Below are 16,129 nucleotides of genomic sequence, written 5' to 3' on the forward strand. Positions count from 1 at the left end.
TTACTGGTGCAAGTGGAGCCCCCGTTATGAATCAATCCGTCTCCTGCGAGCCGCTGCTGCGCTGCCAGGCCCTCAATCATGTCTACAAAGAGGGCAATCTGGAGACCCAGGTACTCAAGGGGATCGAGCTGGACGTTGCCCCCGGGGAGATGCTGGCGGTGGTGGGGAGCTCGGGCTCCGGCAAGACCACCCTGCTGCACCTGATGGGGGCGCTGGACAACCCCTCCAGCGGCGCCGTGCTGTTCAAGGGGCAGGACATCCATGGCTGGGACAGCCGCACCCAGGCGAGGTTTCGCAACCAGGAGTTGGGTTTCGTTTACCAGTTCCACCACCTGCTCTCGGAATTCAGCGCACTGGAAAATGCGGCCATGCCGCTGCTGATCGCCGGTGAGTCGGTGGCCAGCGCCACCGAGAAGGCGAGCAAGATGCTGGGGCGGGTGGGGCTCTCCCACCGTCTCAACCACAGACCGTCCGAGCTCTCCGGTGGCGAGCGCCAGCGGGTGGCCATCGCCCGAGCCCTGGTCAACGAACCCAGCCTGGTGCTGGCGGATGAGCCCACCGGCAACCTGGATCACGCCAGCGCCACCGCCGTCTATGAGCTCTTGTGCGAGCTCAATCGCGAGCTTGGCACCGCGTTCGTGGTGGTGACCCATGACTTGAGCCTGGCGGCCAAGCTCCACCGCCGGGTCACCCTGGTGAGCGGCATCATGGCGGAGGTCGCCTGATGTTCAAACCGCTGCCCCTGTTCCTGGGCCTGCGTTACAGCCGCTCCCGCCGTCGCAACGGCTTCATCGCCTTCATTTCGGCCTCCTCCCTCATCGGCATCGCCCTCGGGGTGATGGCCCTCATTCTTGGCCTCTCCGCCATGAACGGGTTCGAGCGGGAGCTCAAGAACCGGGTGCTCTCCGTGGTCCCCCACGGCGAGCTCATCGGCATGGAGGCGCCACTGCCTGACTGGCCGCGGCTCAGGGACTACCTGCTGGCTCAGCCCGGGGTGGAGGCGGCTGCCCCCGTCATTCGCCTGGACGGCCTGCTGGAGCACGGCTCCGCCCTCAAGGGGGTCCAGCTGCGTGCGGTGCTGCCGGAGCTGGAAGCCAATCTCTCCGATGCGGGCAACTTCATGACGGGTCGGGGCCTTCGCGAGCTGCAGGCGGGTGAACACGGGGTCATCCTCGGCAAGATCATCGCCGACAAGCTGGGGGTCAAGACAGGGGACACCGTCACCCTGCTGCTGCCCCAGGCGGGTGATGCCGCCGGCATCAAGAACCCGAAACGGGAGGCGCTCACCGTGGTGGGGCTGCTCGAGATCGGCGGCCAGCTCGACGGCCTGCTCGGCTTCATGCACCTGGCGGACGCCCAGGCCATCACCGGCATGGGCAGCGCGGTGGAGGGGTTCAGCCTCAAGGTGAACGACGTGCTCAAGGCCCAGTCCATCACGGTGGCGGCGGCCCAGAAATTCCCGCACTACGTCTATATCAGTAGCTGGATGAGCCGTCAGGGTTATCTCTATCAGGACATCCAGATGGTGCGCACCGTGATGTACGTGGTGATGCTGATGGTGGTGGCGGTGGCCTGCTTCAACATCGTCTCTACTCTGGTGATGGCGGTGAATGAGAAGCGCAGCGAGATTGCCATCTTGAAGACCATGGGGGCGAGCCCGGGCCAGATCCGGCTTACCTTCGTCATCCAGGGGATGGTGAACGGGGTGGCGGGAGCCTTGCTCGGCGCCCTGCTTGGCGGTCTGCTCTCCAGCAAGCTGACCCAGATCCTGAGCGCCATCGAAGGGGTTATCGGGCACCGTTTCCTGAATCCCGACATCTACTTCATCGACTTCCTGCCGACCGAGCTGCACATGCAGGACTTGCTCATCGTGACCGGCGCCGCCATCCTGATGAGCCTGGTGGCGACCCTCTATCCTGCCTGGCGGGCGAGCGGCCTGGTGCCGTCCCGGGAACTGGGGCATTGATGCCCATGGATGTGATAAAGGGCCCTGCGGGGCCCTTTTTATTGTCACTCTTTTGTGGGGAAACCCCCGACGTGGCGGTTATCGGGGCAATACGCAGGAGGAGATGATGCCCGGTGCCGTGTTAATGGCATCAATGGGCATTCAACTCATCGAGAGGCAGTGAAAAACTCCCCACGAAGACATCGATGAAGTAGCGCATGGCGGGGTTCATCCTGGCGTCCAGCATCTGCTCGAGGCGCTTTCGCGCGGGCTCGAACTCCCGGTTGCCGACGCTCAGCTCCTCCAGACACTTGGTGTAGGCGCAGAGGGTGTCTGCATCCTTCACCAGGCTGGTGAGGGCCTCGTCCTGGGCGCCGGAGTCGAGCAGGGGGCGAAAGTCCTCTACCAGCTCAGGCGGCAACATGCCCAGCAGGCGCTGCTCGGCGGCAAGCTCAATCTTCTTGTATTCGCGGGCGATTTCGGGATTGAAGTACTTGACCGGGGTGGGCAGATCCCCGGTCAGCACCTCGCTGCTGTCGTGGTAGAGGGCCATGACGGCGGCCCGGTCTGCATCCACCTGAGCGCCGAACAGGCGATTGCTGATAAGACCGAGGGCGTGGGCCACCATGGCGACCTGCAGGCTGTGCTCGGCGATGTTTTCGGGCTGGATGTTGCGCATCAGGGGCCAGCGGTAGATGAGGCGCATACGGGCGAGGTTGGCAAAAAAATGGCTGGGCAGCATGGAAGACCTCGAATGGGGCAATGAAAAAGGGCAGACCCTAGTCTGCCCTTTTTTCCACCCGCAAGGATAGCCTGAGATGGGCCCTCAGCGGATGTAGCGACCCGATTCGGCCTCGTGGTTGGTCACTATCATCTGGCCGATGGGGGCCAGGCTGATGAGGGCCAGCTTGAGGTGCTGGATGCCGAACGGGATGCCGACGATGGTGACGAAACAGGCCAGCGCCGAGGCAATGTGGCCGATGGCCAGCCAGACCCCGATGAGCACAAACCAGAGAATGTTGCCAATCAGCCCCAGGGCGCCGGTGCCGATGTCGCTCTGGCCCGTCATGCTCTTGCGGCTCACCGCCTGCTTGCCAAACGGGAAGAAGGTGAAGGTGCCGATGACGAAGCAGGCGCGTCCCCAGGGGATCCCGATGAGGGAGACGAAGCAGAGCAGCCCCGCCAGCCACCAGGCCAGCCCCATGAAGACGCCTCCCAGCACGAACCAGAACAGATTGAACAAGAAGCGGAAAAAGGACATGTGGGTGACTCCAGCAGCACGTGAATTGGCTGTCACCATAGCGAGGCCGGCCGGGGGACGCAATGGCACAGGCGAGAAGGTGGACAATTTGGGTCGCAGCACGCCATTTTTGTGCCCGATTGGCGGCGGATGGCGATCAAAATGGCCCGTTTACCGTGAAAAAGAGTGAGCCAGTGCAAATTATTGCGGATGGAATGCTTGAACTCGGTGCAAGGCTTCCCCATATAGGAGAAAGTCTTGCGCAAATTGTGCTGTCTGTGCCCCGGATGGGGGATGTGCGGCTCGACGCGACCACTGCACGCCGCTATAATGTCGCGTCATATTTTCTCATCACAAAGACAGTCGTTGTCTTTATAAACAGGAAGACTCCGGGCTTGCCCGGGGGCAATAAAGGGTCAGCACGCAGTGCTGAGTTGAACGAGGTAAAAGAATGCAAGTTTCTGTAGAGACAACCCAGGGTCTGGAACGCCGTCTTACCATCACTGTACCGGCCGCTACCGTTGACGCCGCCGTGCGCAAAGAATTGAATGGCCTGGCCAAAACCCGTCGCATCGACGGTTTCCGTCCTGGCAAGGCTCCGGTTGCCATCATCAAGAAGATGTTCGGTGCCATGGCTCACGCCCGCGTTGCCGATGAAATGATGCAGAACAACTTCATCAAGGCCATCATCGAGAACAAACTGAGCCCGGCTGGCGCCCCGACCATGGATCCGAAAGAAATCAAAGAAGGTCAGGATTTCGAGTTCACCGCCACTTTCGAAGTGTATCCGGAGTTCGAAGTTGCCGGTCTGGAGAGCATCAAGGTCGAGAAGCCGGTTGCCACCGTTAAGGACAGCGACCTGGAAAACATGATCGACACCCTGCGCAAGCAGCACGCCACCTGGACTGAAGCCGCTGTGGCTGCCGCCAACGGCATGCGTGTGACCATGGACTTCGTCGGTTCCATCGACGGTGAAGAGTTCGACGGTGGCAAGGCTGAAGGCTTCACCCTGGAACTGGGCGCTGGCCGCATGATCCCGGGCTTCGAAGACGCCATCCTGGGCAAGAAAGCGGGCGACGAGTTCACCATCGAGGTGACTTTCCCGGCTGACTACCACGCCGAAGCCCTGAAGGGCAAGGCTGCCAAGTTTGCCTCCAAGCTGCACAAGGTTGAAGAGCAAGTGCTGCCCGAGCTGACCGAAGAGTTCGTCAAGCGTTTCGGCATCGAGAGCGGCAGCGTTGAAGAGCTGAAGGCTGAAGTGCGCAAGAACATGGAGCGCGAACTGGCCCAGGCCCTGAAAAACAGCGTGAAAGAGCAGGTACTGAACGGCCTGGTTGAAGCCAACCAGATCGATCTGCCGAAGGCTGCTGTTGCCCAGGAAATCGACACCCTGCGTCAGCAGGCTCTGCAGCGCTTCGGTGGCTTCCAGGGCGGCAACGCCCCCGAGCTGCCGGCCGAGCTGTTCCAGGCCCAGGCCGAGCGCCGTGTCCGCGTTGGTCTGCTGCTGGGTGACGTCATCCGCACCAACGAGATCAAGGCTGACGACGCCCGTGTGACCAGCATCATCGAGTCCATGGCCACTGCCTACGAAGATCCGAAAGAAGTGATCGAGTACTATCAGCAGAACGAGCAGATGCTGAACGGCGTGCGCAACCTGGCCATTGAAGATCAAGCCATCGATCTGATCCTGTCCAAGGCGCAAGTCACCGAGAAAGAAGTTGCCTTCGACGAAGTGATCAACAAGTCCGGTGCCGCTGCCTAAGAACATTTGACTTAAGGTCAAAACTGTTAAGTATAATGGCTCGTGTGATCTCCACTCGGGCCATTTTATTTTAGGGACAATGCCTTATGTACAAGAACTATAACGATGTGACTGAATCCCCACGCAATGCGCTCATCCCGATGGTGGTAGAGCAAACCGCGAAAGGGGAGCGTTCCTACGACATCTATTCCCGTCTGCTGAAAGAGCGGGTGATCTTCCTGACCGGTCAGGTCGAGGATCACATGGCGAACCTGGTGGTGGCCCAACTGCTGTTCCTGGAGTCCGAGAACCCGGATCAGGACATCAGCATCTACATCAACTCGCCGGGTGGCGCCGTCACTGCGGGTATGTCCATCTATGACACCATGCAGTTCATCAAGCCGGACGTGAGCACCGTCTGCATGGGGCAGGCCTGCTCCATGGGGGCCTTCTTGCTGGCCGGTGGCGCCAAGGGCAAGCGTTTCTGCCTGCCCAATGCCCGAGTGATGATCCACCAGCCGCTGGGCGGCTTCCAGGGGCAGGCTTCTGACATCCAGATCCATGCCCAGGAGATCCTGAAAATCAAGAATACCCTGAACGATCGTCTGGCGTTCCATACCGGTCAGGACATGGCCACCATCGAGCGCGACACCGACCGTGACAACTTCATGTCCGCCGAGCAGGCCGTTGCCTATGGTCTGGTTGACGGCATCCTGAGCCAGCGCGGCTGAGCAGGGTACCCCGTCCTGTTGTAAACTCAGCAGGACGATCCATCCTCTATTGATAAAACGAGGTCGCTGAATGACAGAGAAACGCAAGGGTGAGGGCGACAAGCTGCTGTATTGCTCTTTCTGCGGCAAAAGCCAGCATGAAGTGCGCAAGCTGATCGCTGGCCCTTCCGTCTACGTATGTGATGAGTGTGTCGAGCTGTGCAACGACATCATCCGCGAAGAGATCCGCGAGATCTCTCCCAAGCGCGATGGTAGCGAGCTGCCGACCCCTCATGAGATCCGCGCCCATCTGGACGACTACGTGATCGGTCAGGAGTACGCCAAGAAGGTGCTGGCAGTGGCTGTCTACAACCACTACAAGCGTCTTCGCAGCGGCAGCGAGTCCGGTGGCGTGGAGCTGGGCAAATCCAACATCCTGCTGATTGGCCCCACCGGCAGCGGCAAGACTCTGCTGGCCGAGACCCTGGCTCGTCTGCTGGATGTGCCCTTCACCATGGCCGATGCTACCACCCTGACCGAAGCCGGTTATGTGGGCGAGGACGTGGAGAACATCATCCAGAAGTTGCTGCAAAAGTGCGACTACGACGTGGAGAAGGCCCAGCGTGGCATCGTCTACATCGACGAGATCGACAAGATCTCCCGCAAGTCGGACAACCCCTCCATCACCCGCGACGTCTCCGGGGAAGGGGTGCAGCAGGCACTGCTGAAACTGATCGAAGGCACCATCGCCTCCGTGCCGCCCCAGGGCGGTCGCAAGCACCCGCAGCAGGAGTTTTTGCAGGTCGACACCTCCAAGATCCTCTTCATCTGTGGTGGTGCTTTCGCGGGGCTGGACAAGGTGATCGAGCAGCGCTCCGTCAAGGGCACCGGCATCGGTTTTGGCGCCGAGGTGAAATCCAAGAATGCCAAGGCAACCCTGAGCGAGAACTTTGCCAAGGTGGAGCCGGAAGATCTCATCAAGTACGGTCTCATCCCCGAGTTCATCGGCCGTCTGCCGGTGGTCGCGACCCTGACCGAGCTTGACGAGGCTGCCCTCATCCAGATCCTGAAAGAGCCGAAAAACGCGCTGACCAAGCAGTATGCCGCGCTGTTCGCCCTGGAAGAGGTGGAGCTGGAGTTTCGTGACGACGCGCTCAATGCCATTGCCCGCAAGGCCATGGAGCGCAAAACCGGTGCCCGGGGTCTGCGTTCCATTGTCGAGGCCGTACTGCTCGACACCATGTATGACCTGCCCTCCCTGAAAGGGGTCAGCAAGGTGGTGATCGACGAGACGGTGATCAAGGGAGACTCCGCGCCCCTGATGATCTACGACAATCCCGAGACTCAGGCCGCAGCCTCAGAGTAACTGTCTGATTTTTAATCACATAAAGGGGCTTTTTGCCCCTTTCATGCTTTTTACGGCCAAGGCGATTGAATCTCATCTTTGCGCCCCCATATACTCAGCCAAGCCTTTGCCAACGGTATAACAAGCCGAGAGGACATATATGAACCTAGAGCGTTCAGAACGCATCGAGATTCCCGTCCTGCCTCTTCGTGACGTGGTGGTCTATCCCCACATGGTCATTCCACTCTTTGTGGGGCGGGAAAAATCCATTCGCTGTCTGGAAGCGGCCATGGAGCAGGACAAGAAAGTCCTGCTGGTGGCCCAGAAGGATGCGTCGACTGACGAACCGACGGTGGAGGAAATTTTCTCCGTCGGGACAGTGGCCAATATTCTGCAGATGCTCAAGCTGCCGGACGGCACCGTCAAGGTGCTGGTGGAGGGGGGCCAGCGTGCCCGCCTTGAGCGGATGATCGACGATCGCGACTTCTTTGTCGGGGAGGCCCAGTACATCGCGTCCGCCCCCATCGAGGAGAAGGATCAGGACGTGCTGGTGCGCTCTGCCATCGGCCAGTTCGAAGGTTACATCAAGCTCAACAAGAAGATCCCGCCCGAGGTACTCACCTCGATTTCGGCGATTGACGATGCGGCGCGCCTGGCCGATACCATGGCTGCCCACATGCCGCTCAAGCTCGAAGACAAGCAGAAGGTGCTGGAAATCGCCTCCGTGTCCGAGCGCATCGAGTTTCTGATGGCCATGATGGAGTCGGAGATCGACCTGTTGCAGGTCGAGAAACGCATCCGCTCTCGGGTCAAGAAGCAGATGGAGAAGAGCCAGCGGGAGTATTACCTCAACGAGCAGATGAAGGCCATCCAGAAAGAGCTGGGTGAGCTGGAAGACAGCCCGGATGAATTCGAAGCCCTCAATCGCAAGATTGAAGAGGCCGGGATGCCGGAGGATGCCCGCGAGAAGGCCCAGGCCGAGCTCGCCAAGCTCAAGATGATGTCCCCCATGTCGGCGGAAGCCACCGTGGTGCGCAGCTATGTGGACTGGATGGTGCAGGTGCCCTGGAAGGCCCGCTCCAAGGTCAAGAAAGACCTAGGCAAGGCCCAGGAGGTGCTGGATGCGGATCACTATGGCCTGGACAAGGTCAAGGATCGCATCCTCGAATACCTGGCAGTGCAGGCGCGTGTGAACAAGCTTAAGGGCCCCATCCTCTGCCTGGTCGGGCCTCCCGGGGTGGGCAAGACTTCCCTGGGCCAGTCCATCGCTAAGGCCACCGGCCGCAAGTATGTGCGCATGGCCCTGGGTGGGGTGCGTGACGAGGCGGAGATCCGTGGTCACCGCCGTACCTACATCGGCTCCATGCCCGGCAAGCTCATCCAGAAGATGGCGAAAGTCGGCGTGAAGAACCCGCTGTTCCTGCTCGACGAAATCGACAAGATGAGCTCGGACATGCGTGGCGATCCCGCTTCCGCCCTGCTGGAGGTGCTGGATCCCGAGCAGAACAGCAGCTTCAACGATCACTATCTGGAAGTGGATTATGACCTGTCGGACGTGATGTTCGTGGCCACCTCCAACTCCATGAACATACCGGGTCCGCTGCTGGACCGGATGGAAGTGATCCGTCTGTCCGGTTACACCGAGGACGAGAAGCTCAACATTGCCAAGCAGCACCTGGTGGCCAAGCAGATCCAGCGCAACGGCCTGAAGCCATCCGAGATCACCATTGAGGATTCGGCGCTGATCGGGGTGATTCGCTACTACACCCGCGAGGCGGGTGTGCGCAGCCTGGAGCGTGAAATCTCCAAAATCTGTCGCAAGGCAGTCAAACGCATCCTGCTGGACAAGAGCATCAAGCATGTTCAGGTCAACCAGGAGAACCTCAAGGAGTTCCTGGGGGTACAGCGCTTTGACTATGGCAAGGCCACCGACCAGAACCAGATTGGTCAGGTGTGCGGGCTGGCGTGGACCGAAGTGGGGGGCGATCTGCTCACCATCGAGACCACCAACATGCCGGGCAAGGGCAAGCTCACTTACACCGGTTCCCTCGGTGACGTGATGCAGGAGTCCATCCAGGCGGCCATGACGGTGGTGCGGGCCCGTGCCGAGAAGCTGCGTATCAACGGCGACTTCTACGAGAAGCGCGACATCCACGTGCACGTGCCGGAAGGGGCGACCCCGAAAGACGGCCCGAGCGCCGGTATCGCCATGTGTACCGCCCTGGTCTCCAGCCTCACCGGCAACCCGGTGCGTGCCGACGTGGCCATGACGGGTGAAATCACCCTGCGTGGCGAGGTGCTGCCCATCGGTGGTCTCAAGGAGAAACTGCTGGCGGCCCACCGTGGTGGCATCAAGCGTGTGCTGATCCCGAAAGAGAACGAACGTGACCTCGAGGAGATCCCGGCCAACGTCAAACAAGATCTTGAAATCTATCCGGTTCGCTGGATTGATGAGGTGCTTGCACTGGCGTTGCAGGACAATCCGCAAGGTTTCGAACGCGTTTCTGTCGTGTAAATGTTGATGCGCCGCAAATTTGGCGCATTCGGGGGGTGGTTAAGGCTTGCATGCACCGGACAACGGAAGTAGCCTTGACCACCGATCGGGTACTCATGATGAGTCGCAATGCGTGATGTGGCGCGGGTTTGCGCCAGATTGTCACTTGCAACTGATCAGGAGGCTTGTTATAAAACCTCCACTTGTTGTGGCCAGGGAAATCAGCGCCGCAGCGATGTTCGATAAAAGGGGAATATAAGAGTGAATAAATCTCAACTGATTGACAAGATTGCAGACGGTGCTGATATCTCCAAAGCTGCCGCTGGCCGTGCGCTGGATGCCTTCATCGATGCCGTGGGCGAAGCCCTGAAAGAGGGTGACCAGGTTGCTCTGGTTGGTTTCGGTACTTTCGCCGTTCGCGAGCGTGCAGCCCGTTCCGGCCGCAACCCGCAAACTGGTGCGACCATCGAAATCGCTGCCGGTAAAGTTCCTGCCTTCAAAGCCGGCAAGGCCCTGAAAGACGCGGTCAACTAAGCCGGTCGCTGATATCTATCGGCACCGTCCTTGGTCTCTGACCAGACAAGTGAGAGGGCTCTCCCTCATACTGCTTGACCAAGGCGCATCGCAATCGGTGCGCCTTTTCATTATTTACGCCCATCGAGTTCGGGAGCATAAGTACAAACATGATGTTGGATAAACTACGCGAAGGGGCGCAGGGCAAGGTAGCCAAGGTTATCTTGGGCCTGATCATCCTCTCCTTTGCCTTGGCCGGGGTAGGCAGCTACCTCAATGGCCCGGCACGTACCGCCCCCGCCACCGTCAACGGCAATGACATCAGTGCCCCCGCACTGGAGAATGCCTACCGCAATGAGCGGGCCCGTATGGAATCCCAAATGGGTGAGGCCTTCAACCAGCTGGCCGCCAATCCCGATTACATGAAACAGTTCCGCCGTGGCGTGCTGGACCGTCTGATCGATCAGGCGCTGATCGATGACAAGGCCCGCTCCCTGGGTCTGCGCGTCAGCGATGAGCAGATCAAGCAGGCCATCGTCGCCATGCCCGAGTTTGCCGAGAACGGCAAGTTCAGCAATGACCGCTACCTGCAGCTCATTCGCCGTGCCGGCATGACCCCCGAGATGTTCCGCGACTCCCTGCGCCAGGACATGGTGCGCCAGCAATTGATGGGCGCCGTGCTGGGATCGGAGTTCGCCCTCAAGGGTGAAGCCGAGCAACTGGATCGTCTCTACAACCAGACCCGTGACCTGCGCCTGATCCGTCTGGCCGCTTCCGCCTATGTGGACGGGATCGAGGTGAGCGATGCCGAGGTGGAGCAGTTCTACAAGGCCAACAGCGCTCGCTTCATGAACGACGAGACGGTCAAGGTCGACTATCTGCTGCTCGATGCCGCGAACCTTGGCAAGAACATCAAGGTCACCGAGCAGGATGCCCAGGATTACTACGACCAGCATCAGGATCTGTTCCAGCGTCCCGAGCGCCGTCAGGTGGCGCACATCCTGATCCCGTTTGGCAAGGATGAAAAGGCCGCCGAGCAGAAAGCCGAGGCCGTGCTGGCCAAGGCCAAGGCAGGTGACGATTTCGCCGCGCTGGCCAAGGCCGACTCCTCCGATACCTTCTCTGCGAAGAAGGGCGGGGAGCTCGACTGGTTCGAGAAAGGGGTGATGGATCCTGCCTTCGAGAAAGCCGCGTTCGCGCTGGCCAAGGCTGGCGATCTCTCCGCCGTGGTGAAGAGCCCGTTCGGCTTCCACATCATCAAGCTGCTGGGAGTCGAGCCTGCCAAGACCAAGCCCTTCGTGGACGTGATGAGCGATACCATCGCCCGTCTGCAATCTGAGAAGGCCAAGGAGCAGTTCTTCGCCGAGCAGCAGAAGATGGCCGACAGCAGCTTCGAGAACCCGGACTCCCTGGACTTGACCGCCGAAGCTATGGGTCTCCAGGTGCAGTCCACCGGCTATTTCAGCCAGGCCGATGCGCCGGCACCGCTCAATGATCCCAAGGTGCTCTCCGTGGCATTCTCCGAACAGCTGCGCGATGACAACACCAACTCCGACGTGATCGAGCTGGCTGACGGCAAGGCGCTGGTGCTGCACATCATGGGTCACCAGCCGAAGGCGGCCAAGCCGCTTGCCGAGGTGAAAGAGCAGGTGATCACCGCCATCAAGCACGACAAGGCCAGTGAAGTGGCCCGTGGCAAGGCCCAGGGTCTGCTGGACAAGCTCAAGGCCGGTCAGAACGTTCAGGCCGACCTGACCGCGCTGGGTCTGAAAGTGGATACCCATACCGGCGTATCCCGTTTCGCCCAGGAGATGGATCAGAACCTGGTGACCCAGGCGTTCCGCATGCCCCATCCGACCGATGGCAAGCCGAGCGTCGAGCTGGTGACCGAAGCCAACGGTGATCGTGTGGTGGTGGCGCTGGACAAGGTCAACGTCATCAAGGAGCCGTCCCAGATGGTGAGCCTGCTGCAAGGTCAGCTGGGTCAGGGCAAGGCACAGGCCGACTACAAGTCGCTGATCGACGAGCTGCGCAAGGCGGCCAAGATCGAATACTTCACCGACGTGGAAGCCACTGTCGAGTAAGTCAGCCTCACGGCCCCAAGTGTGAAAACGGCTCCATGATGGAGCCGTTTTTTTATCTGCACGCGGCACAAGGGAGAGCTGCTGCCCGCTCGCAGGGGGGATACGTCGTCCTAGTTTGCATCCCGCTCGGCGTTGCCAGCAGGCATAAAAAAACCGGCGCACGAGGCGCCGGTTCTGATCACTTTGCTTGAAGGCGGGGGATTACACCACACCCTGGGTGCGCAGGTAATCCTCGTAGGTGCCGCCGAAGTCGCGGATGCCGTCTTCGGTCAGCTCCAGGATGCGGGTCGCCAGGGAGGAGACGAACTCGCGGTCGTGGGAGACGAAGATCAGGGTGCCCTTGTACATCTCCAGCGCCAGGTTCAAGGATTCGATGGATTCCATGTCCAGGTGGTTGGTCGGTTCATCCATGATCAGGATGTTGGGGCGCTGCATCATCAGCTTGCCGAACAGCATCCGGCCCTGTTCACCACCGGAGAGCACCTTGACCGGCTTCTTGATGTCGTCCTGGGAGAAGAGCAGACGACCCAGCACGGAGCGCACCGCCTGCTCGTCTTCGTTCTCCTGCTTCCACTGGGCCATCCAGTCGAACACATTGAGATCGGTGTCGAAGTCTTCGGCGTGATCCTGGGCGTAGTAGCCGATCTGGGCGTTCTCGGACCACTTGATGGTGCCGGTATCCGGTGCCAGGGCACCGACCAGCGTCTTGATCAGGGTGGACTTACCGATCCCGTTGGTACCCAGGATGGCGACCTTCTCGCCCACTTCCAGCATCATGTTGAGCCCCTTGAACAGGGGACCGTCGCCATAACCCTTGGAGACGCCTTCGATCTCCAGGATGTTGCGGTAGAGCTTCTTGTCCTGCTCGAAGCGGATGAAGGGGTTCTGACGGCTGGATACCTTCACTTCCTCAATCTTGATCTTGTCGATCTGCTTGAGGCGGGAGGTAGCCTGGCTGGACTTGGAGGCGTTGGCGCTGAAGCGGGAGACGAAGGATTGCAGATCGGCGATCTGGGCCTTCTTCTTGGCGTTGTCGGCCAGCAGGCGCTCGCGGGCCTGGGTGGCAGCCAGCATGTACTCGTCGTAGTTGCCCGGGTAGACCCGCAGCTCGCCGTAGTCCAGATCCGCCATGTGGGTGCAGACGGAGTTCAGGAAGTGACGGTCGTGAGAGATGATGATCATGGTGCTTTCACGATCGTTGAGCACCTGCTCCAGCCAGCGAATGGTGTTGATGTCCAGGTTGTTGGTCGGTTCGTCCAGCAACAGGATGTCGGGGTTGGAGAAGAGCGCCTGCGCCAGCAGTACCCGCAGTTTCCAGCCCGGGGCCACTTCGCTCATCGGGCCGTTGTGCTGCTCGATGGGAATACCGGCACCCAGCAGCAGTTCGCCTGCGCGGGATTCGGCGGTGTAGCCATCATATTCGGCGACCAGGCCTTCCAGCTCGGCGGCCTTCATGTAGTCGTCGTCGGTGGCCTCCAGGTTGGCGTAGATGGCATCGCGTTCGGCGATGGCGGCCCACAGCTCGGTGTGGCCCATCATGACCACGTCCAGTACGCGCATCTCTTCGTAGGCGAACTGATCCTGGCGCAGCTTACCGATGCGCTCGTTGACATCCAGGCTCACATTGCCGCCGGTGGGTTCGAGATCGCCGCCGAGGATCTTCATGAAGGTGGACTTGCCACAGCCGTTGGCACCGATGAGGCCGTAGCGGTTGCCGCCGCCAAACTTGACGCTGATGTTCTCAAACAGCGGCTTGGCGCCGAACTGCATGGTGATGTTGTTGCTTGAAAGCACTGGAATGTCCCGGTTGGTCTGTCAAATGGCGCGCATTATGGCACAGATCCCCGAAAGTTTTAGCAGGAACTGTGATCTGGCCCCATTGCAGGGGGGAAGATTTCACGACCAGGCCGGCAACGGGCTCCGGCCTCTCTTGCAGAGGGGAGGCGAGGGGGCGGTCATGAAAAAAGCCGGCACTGGGCCGGCTTGGATGCGTGGGATGCCACTTAGTGGGCGGAGGCGCCGGAGGCACCGAGCCCGGTCTGGGAGCGGACGAACTGCGGGAAGAACTTCGCATGCTCGTCGGAGGCTGCCTGGGACTTGTCGGTGACCGAGAAGAACCAGATCCCGATGAAGGCCAGCCCCATGGAGAAGAGCGCCGGGTATTCGTAGGGGAAGATGGCCTGGGCATGACCCAGCACCTTCACCCAGACGGTGGGGCCCAGGATCATCAGGGTCACGGCGCTGATGAGACCGAGCCAGCCGCCATAGACGGCGCCACGAGTGGTCAGGCGGGACCAGAACATGGAGAGGAAGAGCACCGGGAAGTTGCAGCTCGCCGCGATGGAGAAGGCCAGGCCCACCATGAAGGCGATGTTCTGCTTCTCGAACAGGATGCCAAGGCCGATGGCGACCACACCCAGCACCAGGGTGGTCATCTTGGAGACACGCAGCTCGTCGGCCTCGTTGGCCTTGCCTTCCTTGATGACGCAGGCATAGAGGTCGTGAGAGACCGCTGAGGCCCCCGCCAGGGTCAGCCCGGCCACGACCGCCAGTATGGTGGCAAACGCCACGGCGGAGATGAAGCCCAGGAACAGGCTGCCACCCACGGCGTCGGCCAGATGGACGGCCGCCATGTTGGTGCCCCCCAGCAGGGCGCCGGTGGCGTCCTTGAAGTCCGGGTTGGTGCTGACCAGCAGGATGGCGCCAAAGCCGATGATGAAGGTGAGGATGTAGAAGTAGCCGATGAAGCCGGTGGCATAGAACACCGATTTACGGGCTTCCTTGGCATCGCTCACGGTAAAGAAGCGCATCAGGATGTGGGGCAGACCGGCGGTACCGAACATCAGGGCCAGCCCAAGGGAGATGGCGGAGATGGGGTCGGCGACTAGGCCGCCCGGGCTCATGATGGCCGCACCATTGGCATGCACCTTGACCGCTTCGCTGAACAGGGTACCGACGTCGAAGTTGACGGACTTCATCACCATGATGGCCATGAAGGAGGCACCGGAGAGCAGCATCACCGCCTTGATGATCTGTACCCAGGTGGTGGCCAGCATGCCGCCGAACAGCACGTAGAGCACCATCAGGATGCCGACCAGCACCACGGCCACATGGTATTGGAGGCCGAACAGCAGCTCGATGAGCTTGCCGGCACCGACCATCTGGGCGATGAGGTAGAGGGCGACCACCACCAGGGAGCCGCTGGCGGAGAGGCTGCGCACCGAGGTCTGCTTGAGGCGGTAGGAGGCCACGTCGGCAAAGGTGTACTTGCCGAGGTTGCGCAGCCGCTCCGCGATCAGGAACAGGATGATGGGCCAGCCCACCAGGAAGCCGATGGAGTAGATGAGACCGTCGTAGCCCGAGGTGTAGACCAGGGCAGAGATGCCGAGGAAGGAGGCGGCGGACATGTAGTCACCGGCGATGGCCAGACCGTTTTGGAAGCCGGTGATGCGCCCGCCGGCGGCGTAGTAGTCGGAAGCCGAGCGGTTGCGCTTGGAGGCCCAGTAGGTGATGAACAGGGTCGCGGCCACGAAGATCACGAACATCACGATGGCCGAGATATTGAGGGGTTGGCGTTGCACCTCGCCGCTGATGGCGTCGGCCGCCAGCAAGGGGGTGGAGATCAGACCTGCCAGCGGCAGCAGAAACTTGCCTTTCATGATTGCGCTCCCTTGAGGATCTTCTGGTTCAGTTCGTCGAACTCGCCGTTGGCACGAAATACGTAGATACCGGTCAGCACGAAGGCCGATACGATGAGACCAATCCCGACCGGGATGCCACGGGTGATGCTGGAGCCTTCGCTCAAGGGGGTGCCAAGCCAGCCCGGTGCAAAGGCGATGAGCAGGATGAACGCCAGGTAGAGCCCCAGCATCAGGATGGAGAGGGTCCAGGCAAAACGCTGGCGTTTGGCGACCAGTGTCTGGAAGTTGGGATCTTGCTGGATCCGAAGATACGGTTGCTGTTCCATTGCAGTTCTCCATGACAGTGAATGTCAGCGGTGGATGAGGGGTTCCCTACCGGACAGCACGGCTGTCCATGTAAGCAAAATGTGAATTAA

General features: G+C 60.5%; 13 protein-coding genes. 8 read left to right on the plus strand and 5 right to left on the minus strand.

Annotated elements, in window-relative coordinates; translation table 11 throughout:
- The first annotated feature begins 26 nt into the window (after nt 1–26).
- Together lolD and lolE are read left to right on the plus strand one after the other, a co-directional pair.
- Nucleotides 27–725, plus strand: a complete 699-nt coding sequence (gene lolD / locus C2U47_RS20225) for a lipoprotein-releasing ABC transporter ATP-binding protein LolD (RefSeq protein WP_010674567.1) — start codon at nt 27–29, stop codon at nt 723–725.
- Complete coding sequence (gene lolE / locus C2U47_RS20230) at nt 725–1,966, plus strand: lipoprotein-releasing ABC transporter permease subunit LolE (RefSeq protein ID WP_010674568.1); 1,242 nt, start codon at nt 725–727, stop codon at nt 1,964–1,966. Before lolD ends, lolE begins: the two co-directional genes overlap by 1 nt.
- A gap of 130 nt (nt 1,967–2,096) precedes the next feature.
- Here lolE and yfbR read toward each other — a convergent pair whose 3' ends face one another.
- On the minus strand, nt 2,097–2,687 hold the full coding sequence (gene yfbR, locus C2U47_RS20235) for a 5'-deoxynucleotidase (protein WP_010674569.1): 591 nt from the start codon (nt 2,685–2,687) through the stop codon (nt 2,097–2,099).
- A gap of 84 nt (nt 2,688–2,771) precedes the next feature.
- Entirely contained in the window at nt 2,772–3,206 is a 435-nt protein-coding gene (locus tag C2U47_RS20240; RefSeq protein WP_010674570.1) for a YccF domain-containing protein, read from the minus strand.
- Between the two features lie 430 nt (nt 3,207–3,636).
- Here C2U47_RS20240 and tig point away from each other — a divergent pair, with 430 nt between their 5' ends.
- The 6 genes from tig (at nt 3,637) to ppiD (ending at nt 12,072) form a co-directional block, all read left to right on the plus strand.
- Entirely contained in the window at nt 3,637–4,947 is a 1,311-nt protein-coding gene (gene tig, locus C2U47_RS20250; protein WP_010674572.1) for a trigger factor, read from the plus strand.
- Nucleotides 4,948–5,033: 86 nt separating this feature from the next.
- The gene (clpP, locus tag C2U47_RS20255; protein ID WP_005324106.1) at nt 5,034–5,657 is read left to right on the plus strand and encodes an ATP-dependent Clp endopeptidase proteolytic subunit ClpP; all 624 of its coding nucleotides are present in this window, start codon (nt 5,034–5,036) and stop codon (nt 5,655–5,657) included.
- 70 nt (nt 5,658–5,727) lie between these two features.
- Entirely contained in the window at nt 5,728–7,002 is a 1,275-nt protein-coding gene (gene clpX, locus C2U47_RS20260) for an ATP-dependent protease ATP-binding subunit ClpX (RefSeq protein ID WP_010674573.1), read from the plus strand.
- A gap of 139 nt (nt 7,003–7,141) precedes the next feature.
- The gene (gene lon / locus C2U47_RS20265) at nt 7,142–9,496 is read left to right on the plus strand and encodes an endopeptidase La (RefSeq protein WP_010674574.1); all 2,355 of its coding nucleotides are present in this window, start codon (nt 7,142–7,144) and stop codon (nt 9,494–9,496) included.
- Nucleotides 9,497–9,736: 240 nt separating this feature from the next.
- A complete protein-coding gene (hupB, locus tag C2U47_RS20270) occupies nt 9,737–10,009 on the plus strand; it encodes a nucleoid-associated protein HU-beta (RefSeq protein WP_005315375.1) in 273 nt (90 codons plus the stop codon).
- 149 nt (nt 10,010–10,158) lie between these two features.
- On the plus strand, nt 10,159–12,072 hold the full coding sequence (gene ppiD, locus C2U47_RS20275; RefSeq protein ID WP_010674575.1) for a peptidylprolyl isomerase: 1,914 nt from the start codon (nt 10,159–10,161) through the stop codon (nt 12,070–12,072).
- Nucleotides 12,073–12,273: 201 nt separating this feature from the next.
- On the opposite strand, the gene C2U47_RS20280 is transcribed toward ppiD, so the two are convergent.
- From C2U47_RS20280 to C2U47_RS20290, 3 genes are all read right to left on the minus strand, one after another.
- The gene (locus tag C2U47_RS20280; protein ID WP_010674576.1) at nt 12,274–13,866 is read right to left on the minus strand and encodes an ABC-F family ATPase; all 1,593 of its coding nucleotides are present in this window, start codon (nt 13,864–13,866) and stop codon (nt 12,274–12,276) included.
- 209 nt (nt 13,867–14,075) lie between these two features.
- The gene (locus C2U47_RS20285; protein WP_010674577.1) at nt 14,076–15,731 is read right to left on the minus strand and encodes a cation acetate symporter; all 1,656 of its coding nucleotides are present in this window, start codon (nt 15,729–15,731) and stop codon (nt 14,076–14,078) included.
- Entirely contained in the window at nt 15,728–16,039 is a 312-nt protein-coding gene (locus tag C2U47_RS20290; protein WP_010674578.1) for a DUF485 domain-containing protein, read from the minus strand. Before C2U47_RS20290 ends, C2U47_RS20285 begins: the two co-directional genes overlap by 4 nt.
- Nucleotides 16,040–16,129: the final 90 nt, after the last annotated feature.

Origin of the sequence: Aeromonas sp. ASNIH7, assembly GCF_002903485.1 — a bacterium.
GTDB lineage: Bacteria > Pseudomonadota > Gammaproteobacteria > Enterobacterales > Aeromonadaceae > Aeromonas > Aeromonas caviae.